At 41.0% G+C, this 17,567-nt stretch carries 16 protein-coding genes; 13 read left to right on the forward strand and 3 right to left on the reverse strand.

Translation table 11 applies throughout. The annotated features are described in order from the left end of the window. Positions 1-92: 92 nt before the first annotated feature. The 3 genes from rfbA to hisC all read left to right on the forward strand — a co-directional run bounded on the left by rfbA (position 93) and on the right by hisC (position 2,698). A complete protein-coding gene (rfbA, locus tag LKD48_RS03845; RefSeq protein ID WP_118614333.1) occupies positions 93-974 on the forward strand; it encodes a glucose-1-phosphate thymidylyltransferase RfbA in 882 nt (293 codons plus the stop codon). A gap of 4 nt (positions 975-978) precedes the next feature. After that, positions 979-1,533 (forward strand): VanZ family protein, encoded by a 555-nt coding sequence (locus tag LKD48_RS03850; RefSeq protein ID WP_308731244.1) that lies wholly within the window; start codon positions 979-981, stop codon positions 1,531-1,533. A gap of 97 nt (positions 1,534-1,630) precedes the next feature. Next, positions 1,631-2,698 carry a histidinol-phosphate transaminase gene (hisC, locus tag LKD48_RS03855; RefSeq protein WP_308731245.1) on the forward strand — a complete coding sequence of 356 codons (1,068 nt, stop codon included), beginning with the start codon at positions 1,631-1,633 and terminating at the stop codon, positions 2,696-2,698. Positions 2,699-2,779: 81 nt separating this feature from the next. Here hisC and LKD48_RS03860 read toward each other — a convergent pair whose 3' ends face one another. Then, positions 2,780-3,562, reverse strand: coding sequence for a helix-turn-helix domain-containing protein (locus LKD48_RS03860; RefSeq protein ID WP_308731246.1), 783 nt, complete (start codon positions 3,560-3,562; stop codon positions 2,780-2,782). Positions 3,563-3,841: 279 nt separating this feature from the next. On the opposite strand from LKD48_RS03860, the gene LKD48_RS03865 reads away from it, so the two are divergent. The 3 genes from LKD48_RS03865 to aspS all read left to right on the forward strand — a co-directional run bounded on the left by LKD48_RS03865 (position 3,842) and on the right by aspS (position 8,953). Further along, positions 3,842-5,587, forward strand: coding sequence for a heparinase II/III family protein (locus LKD48_RS03865; RefSeq protein ID WP_308731247.1), 1,746 nt, complete (start codon positions 3,842-3,844; stop codon positions 5,585-5,587). Positions 5,588-5,698: 111 nt separating this feature from the next. After that, positions 5,699-6,820, forward strand: a complete 1,122-nt coding sequence (locus LKD48_RS03870) for a glycoside hydrolase family 88 protein (protein ID WP_308731248.1) — start codon at positions 5,699-5,701, stop codon at positions 6,818-6,820. A 369-nt stretch (positions 6,821-7,189) separates the two neighbouring features. Continuing rightward, entirely contained in the window at positions 7,190-8,953 is a 1,764-nt protein-coding gene (aspS, locus tag LKD48_RS03875) for an aspartate--tRNA ligase (protein WP_227100072.1), read from the forward strand. Between the two features lie 114 nt (positions 8,954-9,067). Here the strand turns inward: aspS and LKD48_RS03880 are convergent, their stop codons facing one another. Then, positions 9,068-9,748, reverse strand: coding sequence for an SdpI family protein (locus LKD48_RS03880; protein ID WP_308731249.1), 681 nt, complete (start codon positions 9,746-9,748; stop codon positions 9,068-9,070). After that, positions 9,738-10,022 carry a metalloregulator ArsR/SmtB family transcription factor gene (locus LKD48_RS03885; protein ID WP_308731250.1) on the reverse strand — a complete coding sequence of 95 codons (285 nt, stop codon included), beginning with the start codon at positions 10,020-10,022 and terminating at the stop codon, positions 9,738-9,740. The genes LKD48_RS03880 and LKD48_RS03885 overlap by 11 nt, the downstream gene beginning before the upstream one ends. Positions 10,023-10,125: 103 nt before the next feature. On the opposite strand from LKD48_RS03885, the gene LKD48_RS03890 reads away from it, so the two are divergent. The 7 genes from LKD48_RS03890 (at position 10,126) to surE (ending at position 17,563) form a co-directional block, all read left to right on the forward strand. Then, complete coding sequence (locus LKD48_RS03890; protein WP_308731251.1) at positions 10,126-11,061, forward strand: GTP-binding protein; 936 nt, start codon at positions 10,126-10,128, stop codon at positions 11,059-11,061. A gap of 170 nt (positions 11,062-11,231) precedes the next feature. Then, positions 11,232-12,275 carry an ABC transporter ATP-binding protein gene (locus LKD48_RS03895; protein ID WP_308731252.1) on the forward strand — a complete coding sequence of 348 codons (1,044 nt, stop codon included), beginning with the start codon at positions 11,232-11,234 and terminating at the stop codon, positions 12,273-12,275. A 13-nt stretch (positions 12,276-12,288) separates the two neighbouring features. Beyond that, positions 12,289-13,161 carry a carbohydrate ABC transporter permease gene (locus tag LKD48_RS03900; protein ID WP_066559782.1) on the forward strand — a complete coding sequence of 291 codons (873 nt, stop codon included), beginning with the start codon at positions 12,289-12,291 and terminating at the stop codon, positions 13,159-13,161. Between the two features lie 8 nt (positions 13,162-13,169). Further along, positions 13,170-14,006 carry a carbohydrate ABC transporter permease gene (locus tag LKD48_RS03905; protein ID WP_118614284.1) on the forward strand — a complete coding sequence of 279 codons (837 nt, stop codon included), beginning with the start codon at positions 13,170-13,172 and terminating at the stop codon, positions 14,004-14,006. A 106-nt stretch (positions 14,007-14,112) separates the two neighbouring features. Then, the gene (locus LKD48_RS03910; RefSeq protein ID WP_308731253.1) at positions 14,113-15,396 is read left to right on the forward strand and encodes an ABC transporter substrate-binding protein; all 1,284 of its coding nucleotides are present in this window, start codon (positions 14,113-14,115) and stop codon (positions 15,394-15,396) included. A 74-nt stretch (positions 15,397-15,470) separates the two neighbouring features. After that, positions 15,471-16,817, forward strand: a complete 1,347-nt coding sequence (locus LKD48_RS03915) for an MBL fold metallo-hydrolase (protein ID WP_308731254.1) — start codon at positions 15,471-15,473, stop codon at positions 16,815-16,817. A gap of 17 nt (positions 16,818-16,834) precedes the next feature. Beyond that, entirely contained in the window at positions 16,835-17,563 is a 729-nt protein-coding gene (surE, locus tag LKD48_RS03920) for a 5'/3'-nucleotidase SurE (RefSeq protein WP_308731255.1), read from the forward strand. Positions 17,564-17,567: the final 4 nt, after the last annotated feature.

The raw sequence follows: 17,567 nt of genomic DNA on the forward strand, positions 1-17,567 counted from the left end.
ATACTGCGAATAGAAGCTGTCCGGCAGATGTTGGTTTAAATGCTATCGTTTGCCAAAGAGAGCACCACAAAAAAAGAAAGGTAAATGAAACAATGAAGGGAATTATTTTAGCAGGCGGCAGTGGTACAAGACTGTATCCGCTGACCAGAGTAACATCAAAGCAGCTGCTTCCGATTTATGATAAGCCGATGATTTATTATCCGCTGTCTGTTCTTATGAACGCAGGAATCCGCGAGATCTTAATCATCTCTACACCAGATGATACACCGAGATTTGAGGCACTTTTAGGTGATGGTCATCAGTTTGGAATCGAGCTGTCTTATGCTGTGCAGCCAAGCCCAGACGGACTGGCTCAGGCATTTATTATCGGAGCTGATTTTATTGGCAATGATAATGTAGCAATGGTTCTTGGCGATAACATTTTTGCAGGTCATGGTCTGACAAAGAGATTAAAGGAAGCAGCAGACCGCAAAGTCGGTGCTACTGTATTCGGCTACTATGTAGACGATCCAGAGCGTTTTGGTATTGTTGAGTTTGATAAGAATGGAAAGGCAATCTCTATCGAAGAAAAGCCGGCACATCCAAAGAGCAACTATTGTGTAACTGGTCTTTATTTCTATGATAACCGTGTTGTTGAGTATGCAAAGAACTTAAAGCCATCTGCAAGAGGAGAGCTTGAAATCACTGATCTGAACCGCATTTATCTGGAGAACGGTGAATTAAATGTTGAGCTTTTGGGACAGGGATTTACATGGCTTGATACTGGTACACATGAGTCTTTAGTAGATGCAACTAACTTTGTGCGTACCGTTGAGACACATCAGCATAGAAAGATTGCTTGTCTGGAGGAGATCGCATACTTAAATGGATGGATCACAAAGGAGCAGTTAATGGAGATTTATGAGATCTATAAGAAGAATCAGTACGGTGCTTATCTGTTAGATGTCATGAATGGAAAGTACATCGACAAATAAAATAATGATGAAAAGAAAATATCGTGTGATATTGATGGCAGCGCTGGTGCTTGGATGGATGGGCGTGATTTTCATGTTCTCCAGTCAGGACGGCGCTGCGTCGTCTGAGACGAGCGGTCGGGTAGTAGAACGGGTGATTGCCGTAGTAAAACCTGATTTTAACAGCCTTGCAAAGAGCGAACAGATCAGATTTCGGGAGATGGTCACATTTTTTGTACGCAAGGGAGCGCATTTTACAGAATACATGATTCTGGGCGTGCTTCTTTTTTTATTTTATTATGAGTGGAGACCGAAGATTTTTCAGGTGCCGCAAAAGGAAAATATGCATATAATGAAGCTTCGCCTACGCCGCATCTGGTTTATTGCTTGGATCACAGGTACGCTTTATGCAGCAAGTGATGAGTTTCACCAGATGTTTACCGGAGAGCGTTCCCCGCAGGTAAGAGATGTGTGTATAGACAGCTCAGGAGCAGCAGCTGGATGTCTGCTTGCAATGATGGGCATGGTGCTTATAGTAAGAAAATTTGTAAGAAAAATGCAGAGGCAGACAGAAAAGTAATATATAAAAGTAAGACAAAATAAGGCATCAAAGCAAAAAAATGAAAGCGAAGATGCCAAAGACAAGACATCATATAGGACAGCAGGAGGAATAAAAAATGACAGAAGCATTGGAAAAGAATATCAGAAAAGTAGTGCCGTATGTTCCGGGAGAACAGCCACAAAATCCAGACGTGATAAAGCTAAATACAAATGAAAATCCATATTCACCTGCACCTGGCGTAGCGCGTGTGTTAAAAAGCATGGACGCAGATTTGTTGCGTCTTTATCCAGACCCGACAAATGGCTGTCTTGTAAAAGCACTGGCAGATTACTATGAGTTAGCAGAGGATCAGGTCTTTGTGGGAATTGGTTCTGATGATGTTTTAAGTATGAGTTTTCTGACATTTTTTAACTCTGGAAAACCAATTCTGTTTCCGAATGTGACGTATTCTTTCTATGATGTGTGGGCTGATCTGTACCGTATCCCGTATGTGACATGCGCGCTTGATGATCAGATGATGATCAAAAAGGAAGACTATTTCAAAGAAAATGGCGGTATTGTCATTCCAAATCCGAATGCACCGACTGGAGTGTATGAGCCGCTTGAGACATTTGAGGAAATTTTACAGAAGAACACAGATGTTGTTGTCATTGTCGATGAAGCCTATGTGGATTTTGCAGACGGCCCATCAGCACGCACTCTGATTGAAAAGTATCCAAATCTGCTAGTTGTTCAGACCTTCTCTAAGTCACGTTCCATGGCTGGAATGCGTATTGGATATGCGATGGGAAATAAAGAACTGATTAAAGCACTTAATGATGTAAAATATTCTTTTAATTCCTATACAATGAGCCGTGTGGCGCTTCTTTGCGGTGTTGAGGCTGTAAATGATAAAGCTTATTTTGAGGAACATGTAAAAAAGATTTGTGAAACTCGTGAAAAGACAAAGAAAGCATTGGCAGCGCTTGGTTTTTCTTTCCCTGACTCTCAGTCAAACTTTATCTTTGCAGCACACAAGAGCATGCCTGCAAAGGAGATTTTTGCAGCATTAAAGGCTAGAAATATTTTTGTTCGCTATTTTAACAAGCCAGGTATTGATAATTATCTGCGTATCACGATCGGTACTGATGAGCAGATGCAGGCACTTGAGGCAGCATTGAGAGAAATCTTGCTGCAGGCATAAAGAATATACGAAATAAAATAAATTAGATAAAAAGTCAGAGACAAAATCGGTAAAATGATTTGTCTCTGTTTTTTTGCTTTTTTAAAATGGGTGCTTCCTATAGTATGCAGGTGTTACACCAGTTAATTTCTTGAATTGGCGATAGAAATGAACTTCATTGTTATAGCCGCAAAGTTCTGCAATCTGAGAGAGCGACAGATTGCTAGTAGACAGATTGAATCTCGCTCGTGTCACACGCATAAGAATCAGATCCTGCTGAAAGGAAATGCCAAACAGTTTTTTATAGATAAGCTGAAAATATGATTCACTTATATTAAGCTGCTTGGCACATCGTGCAATCGAATGCTTTTGTTCAAGTGAATTAGAAATTTCAAGGTGAAGCTGTTTAAGCTGATTTTCAAGAGGTGTGATATATGTACGGCTTTTGAAAGATGCATGTGCTGTAGAAAGGCTGTTAAATAAAAAGGTAAACAGAGCACGCATATTTTCATCCTTTAAGTCAGGCTGTCCAAAGGAAAGTTCTAGTAGAATATGACGGATGCAGAAGGAAAAAATATCAGTGTCTTCAATTGAGAACGGATGGTTGCTGATCGCATTTAAGCGTTCAATGAGCTTGGGTTCATCAGTATCAAAGTGAAGCCAGTCATTTACATAATCACCGTCTGGATTTCCATAATAATTTGGTGTGTGTGGTGCTAAGATAATTATTTGCGGAGGCTCAACGGAAAAATGCTCTGAACCGATATCAAAGCTTCCGTGTGAACGAACAACGAGCAGTACAAAATGAGGTAGCCCTTTTGGACGGCTCATTCGAAAAGTGCTTGGGTGAATGTTAATATATCCTCCTGTGATTGCCTTGATCATGAAACATATACCTCCTTCTGAATAGTTACATGATAGGATATGTTAGTTTTCTTACTAGTTTATGTTATTGCATCAAGTTTGTCAATGATGTATGATAAAAGAAAATGAAAAAAGAATACTGTTTGAACATAACATACAAACAGATGACTAATATAAATACTTTATATAGGAAAAAAATATACAATAATCAAAAGGGGAGGATGAAAAATACAGGACATAGTTGATTGATGCAATGCATAAAAACAACAGTCTTGTGTTGAATATGTTTGAAAAATGAAAATGCTTGATAAACTCAAGAATTATGCTGAACATTATGAAAACGAAGTGCGCGACATTTCAAATCAGCTAAGAGATGAAATGATGCCAGAGCTTTCAAGAGAATTGTTTGACGAATATGAGATTACTGGAAATCGTCTGCGCTATGAGGAAGGCTACTTCAAGAGAAGAGAGTTTTTATCTACATTTGGCCTTGCAAGTGTGATCTGGCATAAGAAAGAAGATATTGAAAAGCTTGAGTATGTTATAAAAGGAATTTGCTCAGAGGAATGCTGGGCACTCTCTGCACACGTAAAGCGTCTGGAGAATCCAAACTGGCGTATGACTATTGATCTTACTGCAAGTGAGACAGGACATACGTTGGCACATCTATATACGCTGCTTAAAGATGAGTTGTCTGAGGAGACAAAGGAATGTATTCGCAAGGAAGTATTTCGCCGTATTCTGACACCGTTTATGAGTGCGAAGGCACCGGCATATGGGTGGGAGGATGCAACAAATAACTGGAATGCAGTTTGCTGCGGAAATATCGGAAGCACAGCGATATATCTGTTAGAGGATGGACCAGAGAAGGATGCTTTTTTAGAACGTATTCGCTATGCTATTGAAACTTATTATCTTGCTGGCTTTGGCGAGGATGGTGTCTGTGAAGAAGGTCTTGGCTACTGGGTATATGGCTTTATGAACATGGTAGTCTTTGCTATGGATCAGAGATTATATAATCCGACTTATGATATGATGGCATTAAAGAAGGTAGAGAAAATTGCTCATTTCCAGGAAATGTGTTATTTTTCACATGGCCGCACGATCAGCTTTTCAGATGGAAGCAGCAATGGAGAATATCCAATTGGATTGACATGCTGTCTGGCAAATCTTTACAAGGATATTAGGTTCCCGGATCCAATCTACGCAAGAGGCTTTTCAGGAGATCGTTGTTGGAACTGGAACGAGCTGTATACAGGATGGTATTGGACTAAGAATTATCTGGAAGATGTTGAAAAGAAGATAGTAGAGGAGCCAAAGCCACTTTTAGAAGAAGGTACTGATTTTTTAAAGGATGCGCAGTGGTGTATTCTTAGAGGTAAAGATAATACAGCATTGGTTGCTAAGGGTGGAAATAATGATGAACCTCATAACCATAATGATGTAGGAAGTTTCTTATATCTGGCAGATGGCGAGGCACTTTTAGAGGATTTAGGTTCAGGTGAATACACAAAGAAGTATTTCTCAGATGAACGCTATGAAATTTTCTGTACACGCGGAAAAGGCCATAACATGCCAATTATAGGCGGTGTAGACCAGAAGGCTGGATCAAAGTATCGCGCAGATGCATTTGAGCGAAAGGATGAGAATACTATTTTAATTTCCTTTGCGAAGGCATATGACGTATCTGGTGTGGATACTGTTTTGCGAGAAATATCATTTGAAAAAGAAACAGGTTCATTTACTGTAAGAGATCATGTTGTATGTGATGCAGATGTTCCAGTTTTTGAAAATCTGGTAACACGCTATCCAGTAACAGTACACACAGGTCAGGATCACAAAAATAAAGTGGTAATTCATGGGGAAAGACACAAACTTGTTATTGCGTTTGGCGAGGCAGCCGGAGCTGTTTTAGTTACAAAAGAGCCGCATGTCAACCATGAAGCACAAGATGAGCTGGTTAATCGCATCAGCTGGGAAGTTTTGCATAATGAACAAAATGCAGACTGCAAAATGTATTTTTATCTGGAACAGCCAGATAAGTAATTGCCTGGGTGGTAAAAATTTTTACGCTAGAAAGCAATAGCGATATCATCTGGTGAAGAAAGGCTTGCTGTTGTTTTAATAAAAAAATAGAGATTAAAAAGGAGAAACGTTATGGACAACAAGGCATGGGCACAGGAAGTTGCCAAGAAGATTAAGGAAAAAGAAATTGAAGTAATCAAGAGAAGTGTAAACAAGGTTCCTTATATCGCAAAGAATGGTGTATTTGATGATCTTTCTGAGACAAGACTCGGATGGTGGACCAATGGTTTCTGGGGCGGTATGATGTGGCAGTTGTATCAGGCAACAAAAGAGCCGATTTATAAAGAGGTTGCAGAAAATCTTGAGAAGAAGATGGATTCTGTATTACTTGATTCTAGCGTAATGGATCATGATAGTGGTTTCCGTTGGCTGCCGACTGCAGTAGCAAATTATCGTCTGTTTGGCTCTAAGGAGTCCAGAAACAGAGGTATGATCGCAGCTTCCAACCTGGCAGGACGCTATAATGCAAAGGGTGAGTATATCGTTGCATGGAACTCCAGACCAGATCATCAGGTAGATGGATGGGCAATCATTGACTGTATGATGAACCTGCCGCTTCTGTACTGGGCATATGAGGAGAGCAAAAATCCGAGCTTCTTACATATCGCTATGAATCATGCTGATACCGCTGCAAAGGTATTTATCCGTCCTGACGGTTCTTCCCGCCATATCGTTGAGTTTGATCCTGTAACAGGCGATTGTAATGGTTCTTACGGCGGACAGGGTATGTCCTATGGTTCTTCTTGGACAAGAGGACAGGGCTGGGCACTGTACGGCTTTACCTTAAGCTATATGCATACAAAGAAGGAGCGTTACTTAGAGACAGCAGAGCGCGTTGCTGATTACTTCATCTCCTGTATTCCGGAGAGCGGCCTGATTCCGGTAGACTTCTATCAGGATCCGTCTTGTGATTGGAGAGATGATACTGCAGGAGCAATTGCAGCATGTGGTCTTATCGAGCTGAGCAAGGTAACAAAGAACTGGAAGAAGCAGAAGTACATGGACGCAGCAATCAGACTTTTGAAGGCAATTGATGAGAAGGGCTGTAACTACGATCCAAACGTAGACGAGCTTCTTGAGAAATGTACAGCAGCTTACAACGAGACAGATCATAACTTCCCAATGATCTACGCAGATTACTACTTCATCGAGGCAATCTGGAAGCTGACAGGAGACGAGCTGTTCATCTGGTAATTTTCTATAACTGAATAATTGTTATTATTTAAATCAAGCGGTCCAGGGTGAAAACCCTGGGCCGTTTTTTTACAGTTCACGGATCAGTCAATGCTTATAGCAAAGCCCTGAGGTGAATGGCTTTCACGAGCCGGACACTTGGAGCAGGTCTTTCAAAGTAATGTTTGATAATAAAGAATGTAAAAGGAACCTGCGGAGTTTGGTCCGGCGACGAAACCATTGCACCGAAGGACTTTCGTAACATGGTAGCATAACGCGCGAACTGCCTACAGTGCCTCAAGCGGCTTATTGACTTTAAAGAACGTGAATGATATAATCGTAACGAAAAAAGCTAGAATCTACAGGTGGTCTAGAAAGGATATAATACCTATGCAGGGACGTACACACAATTGTGGTCAGTTAAGACTGGCAAATGTCGGCGAGGAAGTAAAGCTTGTCGGCTGGTATGAAAATCTCCGTAAGGTCAGCAAGAATCTTGGATTTTTGATTTTGAGAGACTTTTACGGAACAACACAGATTGTAGTAGAGACAGAGGAAATCATGGAGCAGCTGTCTTCTATCAACTATGAGTCTACAATCGAAATTATTGGAACTGTAAGAGAGCGCAGTTCTAAGAACGCAAATCTTCCAACAGGAGAGATCGAGGTAGTTCCAAGTAAGCTTACAGTTCTTGGAAAGTGCCGTTACAACGAGCTTCCGTTCCAGATTAACCATTCAAAGGAAGCAGATGAGAATGTTCGTCTGAAATATCGTTATCTGGATCTGAGAAATCCGCAGGTTAAGTCGAAGATTGTTTTGAGAAGCAAGGTTGTTGCAGATCTTCGTGCTTCTATGATTGGTCATGATTTTATGGAAATCACAACACCAATCTTGACATGTTCTTCTCCAGAGGGTGCAAGAGATTATCTTGTTCCAGCAAGAAATCATCCGGGCAAGTTTTATGCTCTTCCACAGGCTCCGCAGCAGTTCAAGCAGCTTCTTATGACCTCTGGAATTGACCGTTATTTCCAGATCGCTCCGTGCTTCCGTGATGAGGATGCAAGAGCAGACCGTTCTCCGGGTGAGTTTTATCAGCTTGATATGGAGATGGCATTTGCTGATCAGGAAGACGTATTTGAGATCCTTGAGGATGTCCTTCCGCCAATCTTTGCAAAGTATGGTATTTACCATGAGGCATCAAAGCCGCCGTTTAAGAGAATCCCATATCTTGAGGCAATGGACAAGTATGGTTCTGATAAGCCGGATCTTCGTATCAGTCTGATCGTTCAGGATGCTACAGAAGTGCTTGCAGAATGTGGCTTCGGTCCATTTGCAGGAAATAAGGTAAAGGCAGTCGTTGCTGAAAACTTCAAGGGTACCAGAAAGCAGATCGATAAGATGTGTGCTGATGTTGAGGTAGTAAGCGGTCAGAAGGCATATTGGTTCCGTTTAGATGACAAGGGCGAGCTGACTGGAGGAATCTCCAAGTTTGTTGTTGATCACAAGGATGCAGTTGTGAGCGCACTTGGCTTAAAGGCAGGTGATTTCGTTGCACTGTCTGCAGGTGACTTAAAGACTGCTCAGAAGACAGCAGGTGTCATCCGCAAGACAATCGGTGCTTCCTTCGAAGGCTATATGAAGAAGGATTGCTATGAGTTCTGCTGGGTTGTTGACTTCCCGATGTATGAGATCGGTGAGGAGTCTGGCGAATTAGAGTTCTGCCATAATCCATTCTCTATGCCGCAGGGTGGTTTACAGGCACTTGAGACTATGAATCCGCTTGATATTCTTGCTTACCAGTATGATTTAGTCTGCAACGGCGTAGAGCTTTCATCAGGCGCTGTTCGTAACCACGATCCAGAGATCATGGTTAAGGCATTCCAGTTAGTTGGTCTCGGCGAGGAAGATGTAAAGGCAAAATTCCCGGCTATGTATAACGCATTCTGCTATGGTGCTCCGCCGCATGCAGGAATTGCACCAGGTGTTGACCGTATGATCATGCTGATTGCAGGTGAGGACAGCATCCGCGAAATCATTCCATTCCCAATGAATAAGAATGCACAGGATGTTATGATGGGCGCACCAGCTACAGTAAGCGAGAAGCAGCTGGCAGATGTTCATATTAAAATTGTAGAGGACAAGAAAGACGAGTAAGTTGTTTTCTTGCATATATATTAAGAAGCAGGAGAAAATCGAGACGATTTTCTCCTGCTTCTTTTGACCACCGGGACAGGTACGCTGGCTCTTTTACTGTCCCGGGTGGCTCAATCAAGTTTCCTTTTGTGCTGCTAAATAGGAATAAATGCTACCTGCGATTGCAGCACTGACTAACAATACCAGAGAAATAACAGTTAGTAAAGTTCCTTCTAATAAGAAACATAATATCAGAATAATGATACCTGACAACATAAATAAAATGCCGCAGAACCGCTGGCTTTTTTTCCAAACGACAACGTTTTTCATGCTCCATGGGGTGCGAAGGCCGATAATGGAATTTCGTTTTAGTTTCGGCATGATATTTCCTAGAATGATGAGGGCAATTCCGAGAACGCCAAATGAAATCTTTGTGAGGGAGAATGGCACATCATTCAGATTTTCTACCTGATGAAAATCGGCATAGAGAAAATAGAAGGTCAAAATATCAAATACCATGATACTTAAAATTCCGGCTACAAAAGTGATCGTGCTGTTATTTTTTTCGCTACCGCTTCCTTTCTTTTCTTGTTCGACGGCACCTCGGGCTGCAATATACATAAAAAATCCAAAGAATAGTGTAATAATAGGAAAAATAAAAGTCTCAGATTTATTTCCCCAACGTGTAACCTGATTGTTCATTCCATAATGGGCAGGTATCTTATCTGGTAGGAATGGATAAGCCACTACAACCGCAATCAGTGGAAGAAGCATTAAAATAATATACAGCGCTGTGAGTAATTTCTTATTTTTCATTGTTTTTCTCTCCTCTCAATTGAGTAATCCACAAGATCGTTTCGTCCAAAATCGAAAGATCAAGTTCATAATAAATAAAGTTCTTTTCGCGAGTCTCGTAGATCAAGTCTGCTTTTTTTAATTTCGCCAGATGATAGGAGAGTGCCTGTGGCGTCATGCCAAGAGCAATTGCCAGATCACCTGAGCTGATTTTTCCTTCCTTTAACTTTAGCAAAATATTGCGCCGATTCTTATCTGCAAGAGCATCTAGTACTTCTGCAACGGCCAATCTCATCACCTCAAATCTATTTAAAAATTATTTTAAATAGATTCTATACCACAAACCAGCAAAAGTCAAGTATAATAGGGGTGCATCACAAAGTAAGGAGGAACTAACCATGGTTAAAATTGATTTGATTACAGGCTTTCTTGGTTCAGGAAAGACTACTTTCATAAAGAAGTATGCAAAATATTTGATTGACAGCGGTAAAAACATTGGAATTTTGGAAAATGATTATGGTGCTGTCAATGTAGATATGATGCTTTTACAGGATCTGATGGGGGATCAATGTGAACTTGAAATGGTTTCTGGCGGCTGCGATAAGGATTGCCACCGCAGACGTTTTAAGACAAAGTTGATTGCTATGGGTATGTGCGGCTATGACCGTGTGATTGTGGAGCCGTCAGGTATATTTGATGTGGATGAGTTTTTTGATGCACTGAGAGAAGATCCGCTTGATAAATGGTATGAGATAGGAAATGTTATCGCGATTGCCGATGCAGGACTGCCAGAGCAGATGTCAAAGGACGCCGAGTATCTTCTAGGATCAGAAGCAGCAGATGCAGGTCTTGTTTTTGTAAGCAAGCTTGATGAATCATCAAAAGAGCAGTCAGATACTATTTTGCCGCATATAAATCGCGCAATGGAATCTATTTCTTGTACAAGAAAATTGTCAGAAGAAGATGTTATGAAAAAGAAATGGGATGAGCTTACAAACGATGACTGGAATCGTATTTTAACATGTGGCTACCACACCGAGAGCTGGCAAAAGCGTGATGTCGAAGATGATAAATCATTTTCCTCACTTTCATTTATGAATCTGCCATTAACAAAGGAACAGATTTTAAATGCAGCAACTCAAATTTTGGGAGATCCATCCTGTGGTCATGTGCATCGTATCAAAGGATTTCTTGAGACACCAGATGGCTGGTTTGAATTAAATGCAACTGCTGCACAGCGCCAGCTAAATCCAATCGCAAATGGTCAGCAGATCATTATCGTGATAGGAGAGGGTCTTAATAAAGAAAAAATTGAAGCATATTTGCAAGCATGAAATTATGAACTTGTAAAGTAAAATTTACTCAAAATACAGCGAAAACTATAGGATACCACTAGATTTTTTGCAAAAGATATATTATAATTTATAGATGAGAAAGTTAAAAAACGTGCATATGGCACGAAAACTGTAGGTAAAAGCTGCGCTGGCAGCAGATTGAGGTAAGAATGGAGATTAAAATTGAGAATCTGACGAAGGCATATGGAGACTTCAAAGCTGTTGACAACATGAACCTGAACATTGCAGATGGTGAGTTGGTTGGTCTGCTCGGACCGTCTGGCTGTGGAAAATCCACCACACTGTTCATGCTTGCTGGTTTGAATGATCCGACTTCTGGACACATCTATTTTGGAGGAAAAGATGTAACAAAGGTTGCACCGGAGGATCGTGAGATCGGCCTTGTATTCCAGAACTATGCACTGTATCCGCATATGACTGTTGCGGACAACATCATGTTCCCGTTAATTAACCGTAAGGTTCCCAAAGCAGAGGCAAGAGAGCGTGCCCAGGAGATGGCAAAGCTTGTACAGCTTGATCATCTGATGGACAGAAAGCCTAAGGCTCTTTCAGGTGGTCAGCAGCAGCGTGTTGCAATTGCAAGAGCACTTGTAAAGAAGCCAGAGGTACTACTTTTAGATGAGCCACTCTCAAATCTTGATGCAAAACTTCGTGTTGAGACACGTGAAGAGATTCGCCGCATCCAGCAGGAGGTTGGTATCACCACAATTTTTGTAACTCACGATCAGGAAGAGGCGATGAGTATATCTGACCGCATTGCAGTTATGGAAAAGGGAGTTGTACAGCAGTTCGAGGTACCGCAGAAGATGTACTTAAATCCGGGTAATTTGTTTGTTGCACAGTTTCTTGGTACTCCGCAGATCAATATCTTTGATGTAACTGTTAAGGGCGGAAAGATTATGTGCGATGATGTCGTTCTTCGTGAGGGCTGCAAGGCAGCTGATGGCAACTACAAGGCTGGTGTTCGTCCAGAGGCCTTTAATGTATCAGAAAACGGTATTTTAGTTAAGGCAACTCATGTGCGCATGACAGGAAGAGAGTTACAGCTTCGCGTAGCACTTGCAAAAGAAGAACTTCGCGTGCTAGTTCATTCTGATATGCAGGTTAGTGTCGGCACTGAATTTTGTGTAACTATTCGTGACAACCAGATCCTTTTGTTTGACCAGACAGGAAAGACAGTAGGAAAATATTAATAAGGAGAACCCTATGGAAAAGAAAAGCATGAAGGGCTATCTTTATTTGATGCCCGCATTAATTGTCATTCTTTTATTTACGATTTATCCGTTGATTCGTGCTTTTATTATGAGCTTCATGGAAGATTATAACATGATAAACGGTACGTATTCATCAGTGGGCTTTAGTAATTATGTAAGTATTTTCAAGGATAAATACTTCATTAAGGCATTGACTAATACTGGAATTTATGTTGCATTTGTAGTTCCGTGTTCTATTGCATTATCTCTTTTGATCGCTGTTTTATTAAATAGTAAGATCAAGTTTCAGGGATTTTTCCAGACACTTTACTTTTTGCCATATGTTACAAGTGTTATTGCAATTGGTATTGTTTGGAGATGGATATTTAACGAGCATTATGGTCTGTTAAATCAGATCCTTTCATGGTTTGGCATCAAAGCAATTCCGTGGCTGAACAAGAAGCAGTATGCGCTTCCGGCACTTATTATTTTTAGTATCTGGAAGAGCATGGCATTTGATATTTTAATCTTTTTAGCAGGACTTCAGACCATTTCACCTGATTTGTATAATGCTGCAAAGGTTGACTCAACGCCGAAGTGGAGAGTCTTTACAAAGATCACACTTCCTGGTATTATGCCTATGGTATCATACGCGCTTGTAATGGGTATGATAAATGCATTTAAGGTTTATAATGAAGTGTATTCTTTGTTTGCATCAAAGGCAGGTCCGGCAAACAGTGCGATTACCGTTGTTTACTATTTGTACGATAAGTTTTACAATCAGTATGAATACGGTGAAGCATCTGCATCAGCAGTTGTTTTATTTGGAATTATCCTAGTCCTTACCTTCGTTCAGAGGAAGCTGACAGGAAGAAAGGATGGATAAGAGAAAAGATGAATAAAAGAAAAATTGTAAATGTTGTTGCAGAGGTGTTGAAATATGCCATATTGATTGCAGGTGCAATCTTTACGCTTCTTCCGTTTTTGTGGATGATTTTGTCATCACTAAAGACATCAGCGGAGATCACGGCCATTCCGCCTTCCCTCTTCCCGAAGGTACCTCAGTTTTCAAACTTTGCTGAGGCTTGGAAGTCTGCTCCATTTCCACGCTATATTTTTAACACTTTGGTCGTTACTATCATTTCTACAGCAGGAGTGCTTGTGACTACTGTACTTGCTGCTTATGCATTTGCACGTTTGAATTTTCCTGGAAAGAAGATTATGCTTTCGTTAATGTTAGCTACACTTATGATTCCTGGAGAAATGTTAATTATTACAAACTTCATTACCATCACGAAGTTAAAATGGATCAATACTTATCAGGCAATGATCGTTCCGTATTTAGCGAGTGTATTCTATATTTACCTGCTGACACAGTTCTTTTCACAGGTACCAGATGCACTTTATCTGGCGGCAAAGGTTGATAAGTGTAATGATTTTAAGTATTTGATCAAGATCATGATTCCGATTAATAAGAGTCCGATTACCACGGTATGTATCTTAAATGCAATCGGATGCTGGAACTCTTTTATGTGGCCGTTACTTGTTACAAACAGCAAGGAGATGCGTGTTCTTTCCTATGGACTGATGCAGTTTCAGACAGAGAACGGTTCGTCATATGAGCTTATAATGGCAGCGTCTTGTATTTTGGTACTTCCGATTGTTGTCGTTTATCTGATTCTTCGAAAGTACGTCATCGAGGGTGTTACACAGAGTGGTATTAAGGGATAACTTGCTGTGATTATTATGTTAGAAACCGGAAATCCGGATTCTATAGAGAGTACAAAAGTACTATTTAGTCCCCATGCCCGAGACGGGCAAAAGAAAGGAGAAATTCATGAAGTTAAGAAAAGTAAGTGCAGTTTTAATGTCAATGTCTATGGTTGGTGCAATGGCTGTTCCGACATTTGCAGACGAGGCAAAGACCATTGAGCCATGTGAGATCACATTCTGGCACGCAATGAACGGTAAGCAGGAAGAATCTCTGACAGCTCTTACTGATAAGTTCAATGAGGAGAATGAGTACGGTATCACAGTTACACTTGTAAATCAGGGTAACTACAGTGACCTAAGCACAAAACTGACAGCAAACGCAGCTGCAGATACTTTGCCGGATCTGTCACAGGGCTATAACAACTGGGTAACTGCTTATACTGATAAGATCGTTCCGCTGGATGATTTCGTTACCGATGAGGATTTCGATTATGATGATCTGATCGACAGCTACAAGGATGAGTGCGAAGTATATGGCTTTGTTGCATGTGTACCATTCAACAAGAGTACTTACGTTTACTTCTACAATAAGACTCTGTTTGATGAGGTTGGCATTGATGTACCGACCACATGGGATGAGCTGACTGAGGCAGGAAAGAAGTTAAAGGAAGCAAAGGATATTGAAATTCTTGGTGTAGATGATCTTTCAGGCTTCTTAGAGGCATCTCTGCATCAGAATGACTGTGAGTACGTAAGTGAGGACGGCGCTCTGTTTGATAATGAGGCAGGTCTTGAGACAGTTTCTTATATCATGAACCTTTACAACAGCGGATATGCACGTCTTGTAGGTGAGGACAGCTACTTCTCCAATGTTATCTCCAACCAGATGATCGGCGGTTACATCGGTTCTTGTACTGGTGTTTCTTACATTACTGCAGATGGATGGGAGCTTGGCGTAGCACCTGTTCCGGGCAACAAGGAAAAGGCCGTTAATCAGGCAGGTACTAACATTTATATGTTCAGCACCGATGAAAACAAGCAGAATGCTGCATGGGAATACATGAAGTATCTAACAAGCGTTGATTCCACTATCCAGTGGTCTGAAGAGACAGGATATCTGCCAGTAAGAAAGTCTGCATATGAGACAGATGAATTTAAGAAGTTCATGGACGAGGATAAGACCAACAACTATAAGTCTGCATACGAGCAGTCTCCATACTTCTTCGCTCAGCCAGTATTTGATGGCAGCTATGATGTAATGAATACTGTAAGCACTGTTTTAGAGGATTCTATTCTGGACGAGCTTGAACCAGAAGAAGTTCTTGAGAATCTTGTAACTGAGCTCAACGATAAGTTAGGCGTTGACGGTGTTGCTGCAGAAGAGGAGCCTTCTTCCGTAGCTGAATAAGTTAAAAGTAGGAACATACGGGGGCTGTCAGTTAATGGCAGCTCCTTTTTCATCTTTTAAGGAAAGGAAATTTTATGACAACATTAACATTTTATAATGGATTAAGAGAAATCGGCGGCACGTTTGTTGTAGTTGAAACAGATGAGGCAAGATGCATGTTTGATTTCGGATTTGCAGTAATGGATCGCATGGATGATAAGATTGCAGTGCGCTATAATGAGTGCGCGGCAGATTATGCACGTCTTGGAGTGTTAGCTTCACAGGATGGCATTTATGATGAAGAGACGGCAAAAACATTAGGCCTTGTCAGCTTTGAAAACGACAAGAAGAAAAACTTTTTTGTGATTTCTCATATGCATATCGACCATATGGGAGGTCTTGGAATGCTTTATCAGAATCTTCCAGTTTATATGAGTGAGGATTCTTTAAAGCTATATCGTAGACTTGAGGCTTGCAGTGATATTCAGGTAAAGGGCCATAAAAACTGCATCGGCATCCCATATGGTGAAAGCTTTACCGTAGGTGATATTACAGTTGAAGTAGAGGCAATAGATCATGACGTGGTCGGTGCATGCGGATATCGAATTACGACACCGGGAGGAACGATTTGCTATACAGGAGATTATCGTTTCCATGGCTTCCATCCAGAGATTACAAAAGCATTTGGACAGAAAATGAAGGGCGTGGATGTGCTTATTACCGAGGGTGTTACAGTAAGCTTTGACGATGTGGATATACTTTCTCTTACTAAGCCAGAAGAACCAGAAAGAAGCGAGGAGTGGTTACAAGATACGATATGTAAGGAGTCCACAGAGCAGAAGGGACTTATTATTGTTAACCCATATAATAGAAATGTAGAGCGTCTTCATCATTTGATCATGACAGCACAAAAGACTGGAAGAAAGCTTGTCATGGACGGTGTTCAGGCAGATTATGTGCAGACATTCTATCCAGAGGATGAGATTTTGATGTATGAAAACAGCGTTGGTGCTGATGCTAAGAAGGCAGAGGAGCGTGGCTGGAGTATTATCACAAGAGAGGAATTTCTTTCTAATCCGTCAAAATATATTTTACAGCAGGACTACGTAAACTTTTATGAGCTGATGGATTTAAGTTCTGTAATTACACTTTACATTCATATGGATGGTGCGCCGCTTGGCGATTATGATCCTTCTTTTGGAAAGATGCACCGTATTTTAGATCATATGAACATTCCATACATGAATATTGGAATCGGAGGTCATTCCAGACCATACTATTTAAGAACTATGCTGGATACCATTGCACCGCATATTCTCGTTCCGCTTCACAGCTTCCGTCCGGAGCAGGTAAACACCGCACATGCAGATAAGCGTATCCTGCCAGAGTATGGTGAGTGCTTTGGTTTTGAAAATGGCGAGATGATCTTAAAGAAGAATTAAAATAGGAGCGACATCAAATGAGAATTTTAATTGTAAATGATGATGGAATAAAAGCTCCTGGTATACGAAAGCTGGCTGAACTTTCTATGCAGCTTGGCGAGGTGTGGGTTGTGGCACCAAAGAGCCAGTGCAGCGCGATGTCACAGAGAATTACCTTATTTGAAGATATTGAAGTGACACCTGAATGCTATGATGTAGATGGCGTGCGTGCCTATAGTGTGGGCGGAACTCCGGCAGATTGTGTAAAGGTAGCGCTTGAGTTTTTGATGCCAGAAAAGCCAGACGTTGTATTTTCAGGAATTAACAGTGGTTATAACACTGGAATTGACATTCTTTACTCAGGAACTGTTGGTGCAGCAATGGAGGCGCTTGCAAATGGCATCCGTTCATTTGCTTTTTCTAACAAAAATGATACAAGCTGGGAGACTGCAGACGCATATCTTATTTCGATTGTAAAAGAGCTTCTTGATGAAAATCTTTCAATGGATCGCATTTGGAATGTGAACTTTCCAGGCTGTGAACTTTCAGAGTGTAAGGGGATTTTGCGTGATCGTATCCCTGCAAAGCACCAGTTTTATCAGGACGACTATGTTCGTACAAATCATGCAGACGGAAGTTTCTCACTTCGCTCAAAGGGTGTAATGACAGAAAAGGCAGAGGAAGGTACTGATATCAGTGCGCTTCTCAATAATTACATATCCATAGGTTCTGTGCGCTGCGCGGCACTTGGATATCAAAAGGACTAGGTTA

The sequence above is a fragment of the Anthropogastromicrobium aceti genome (genome assembly GCF_020687335.1).
Lineage (GTDB): Bacteria > Bacillota > Clostridia > Lachnospirales > Lachnospiraceae > Anthropogastromicrobium > Anthropogastromicrobium aceti.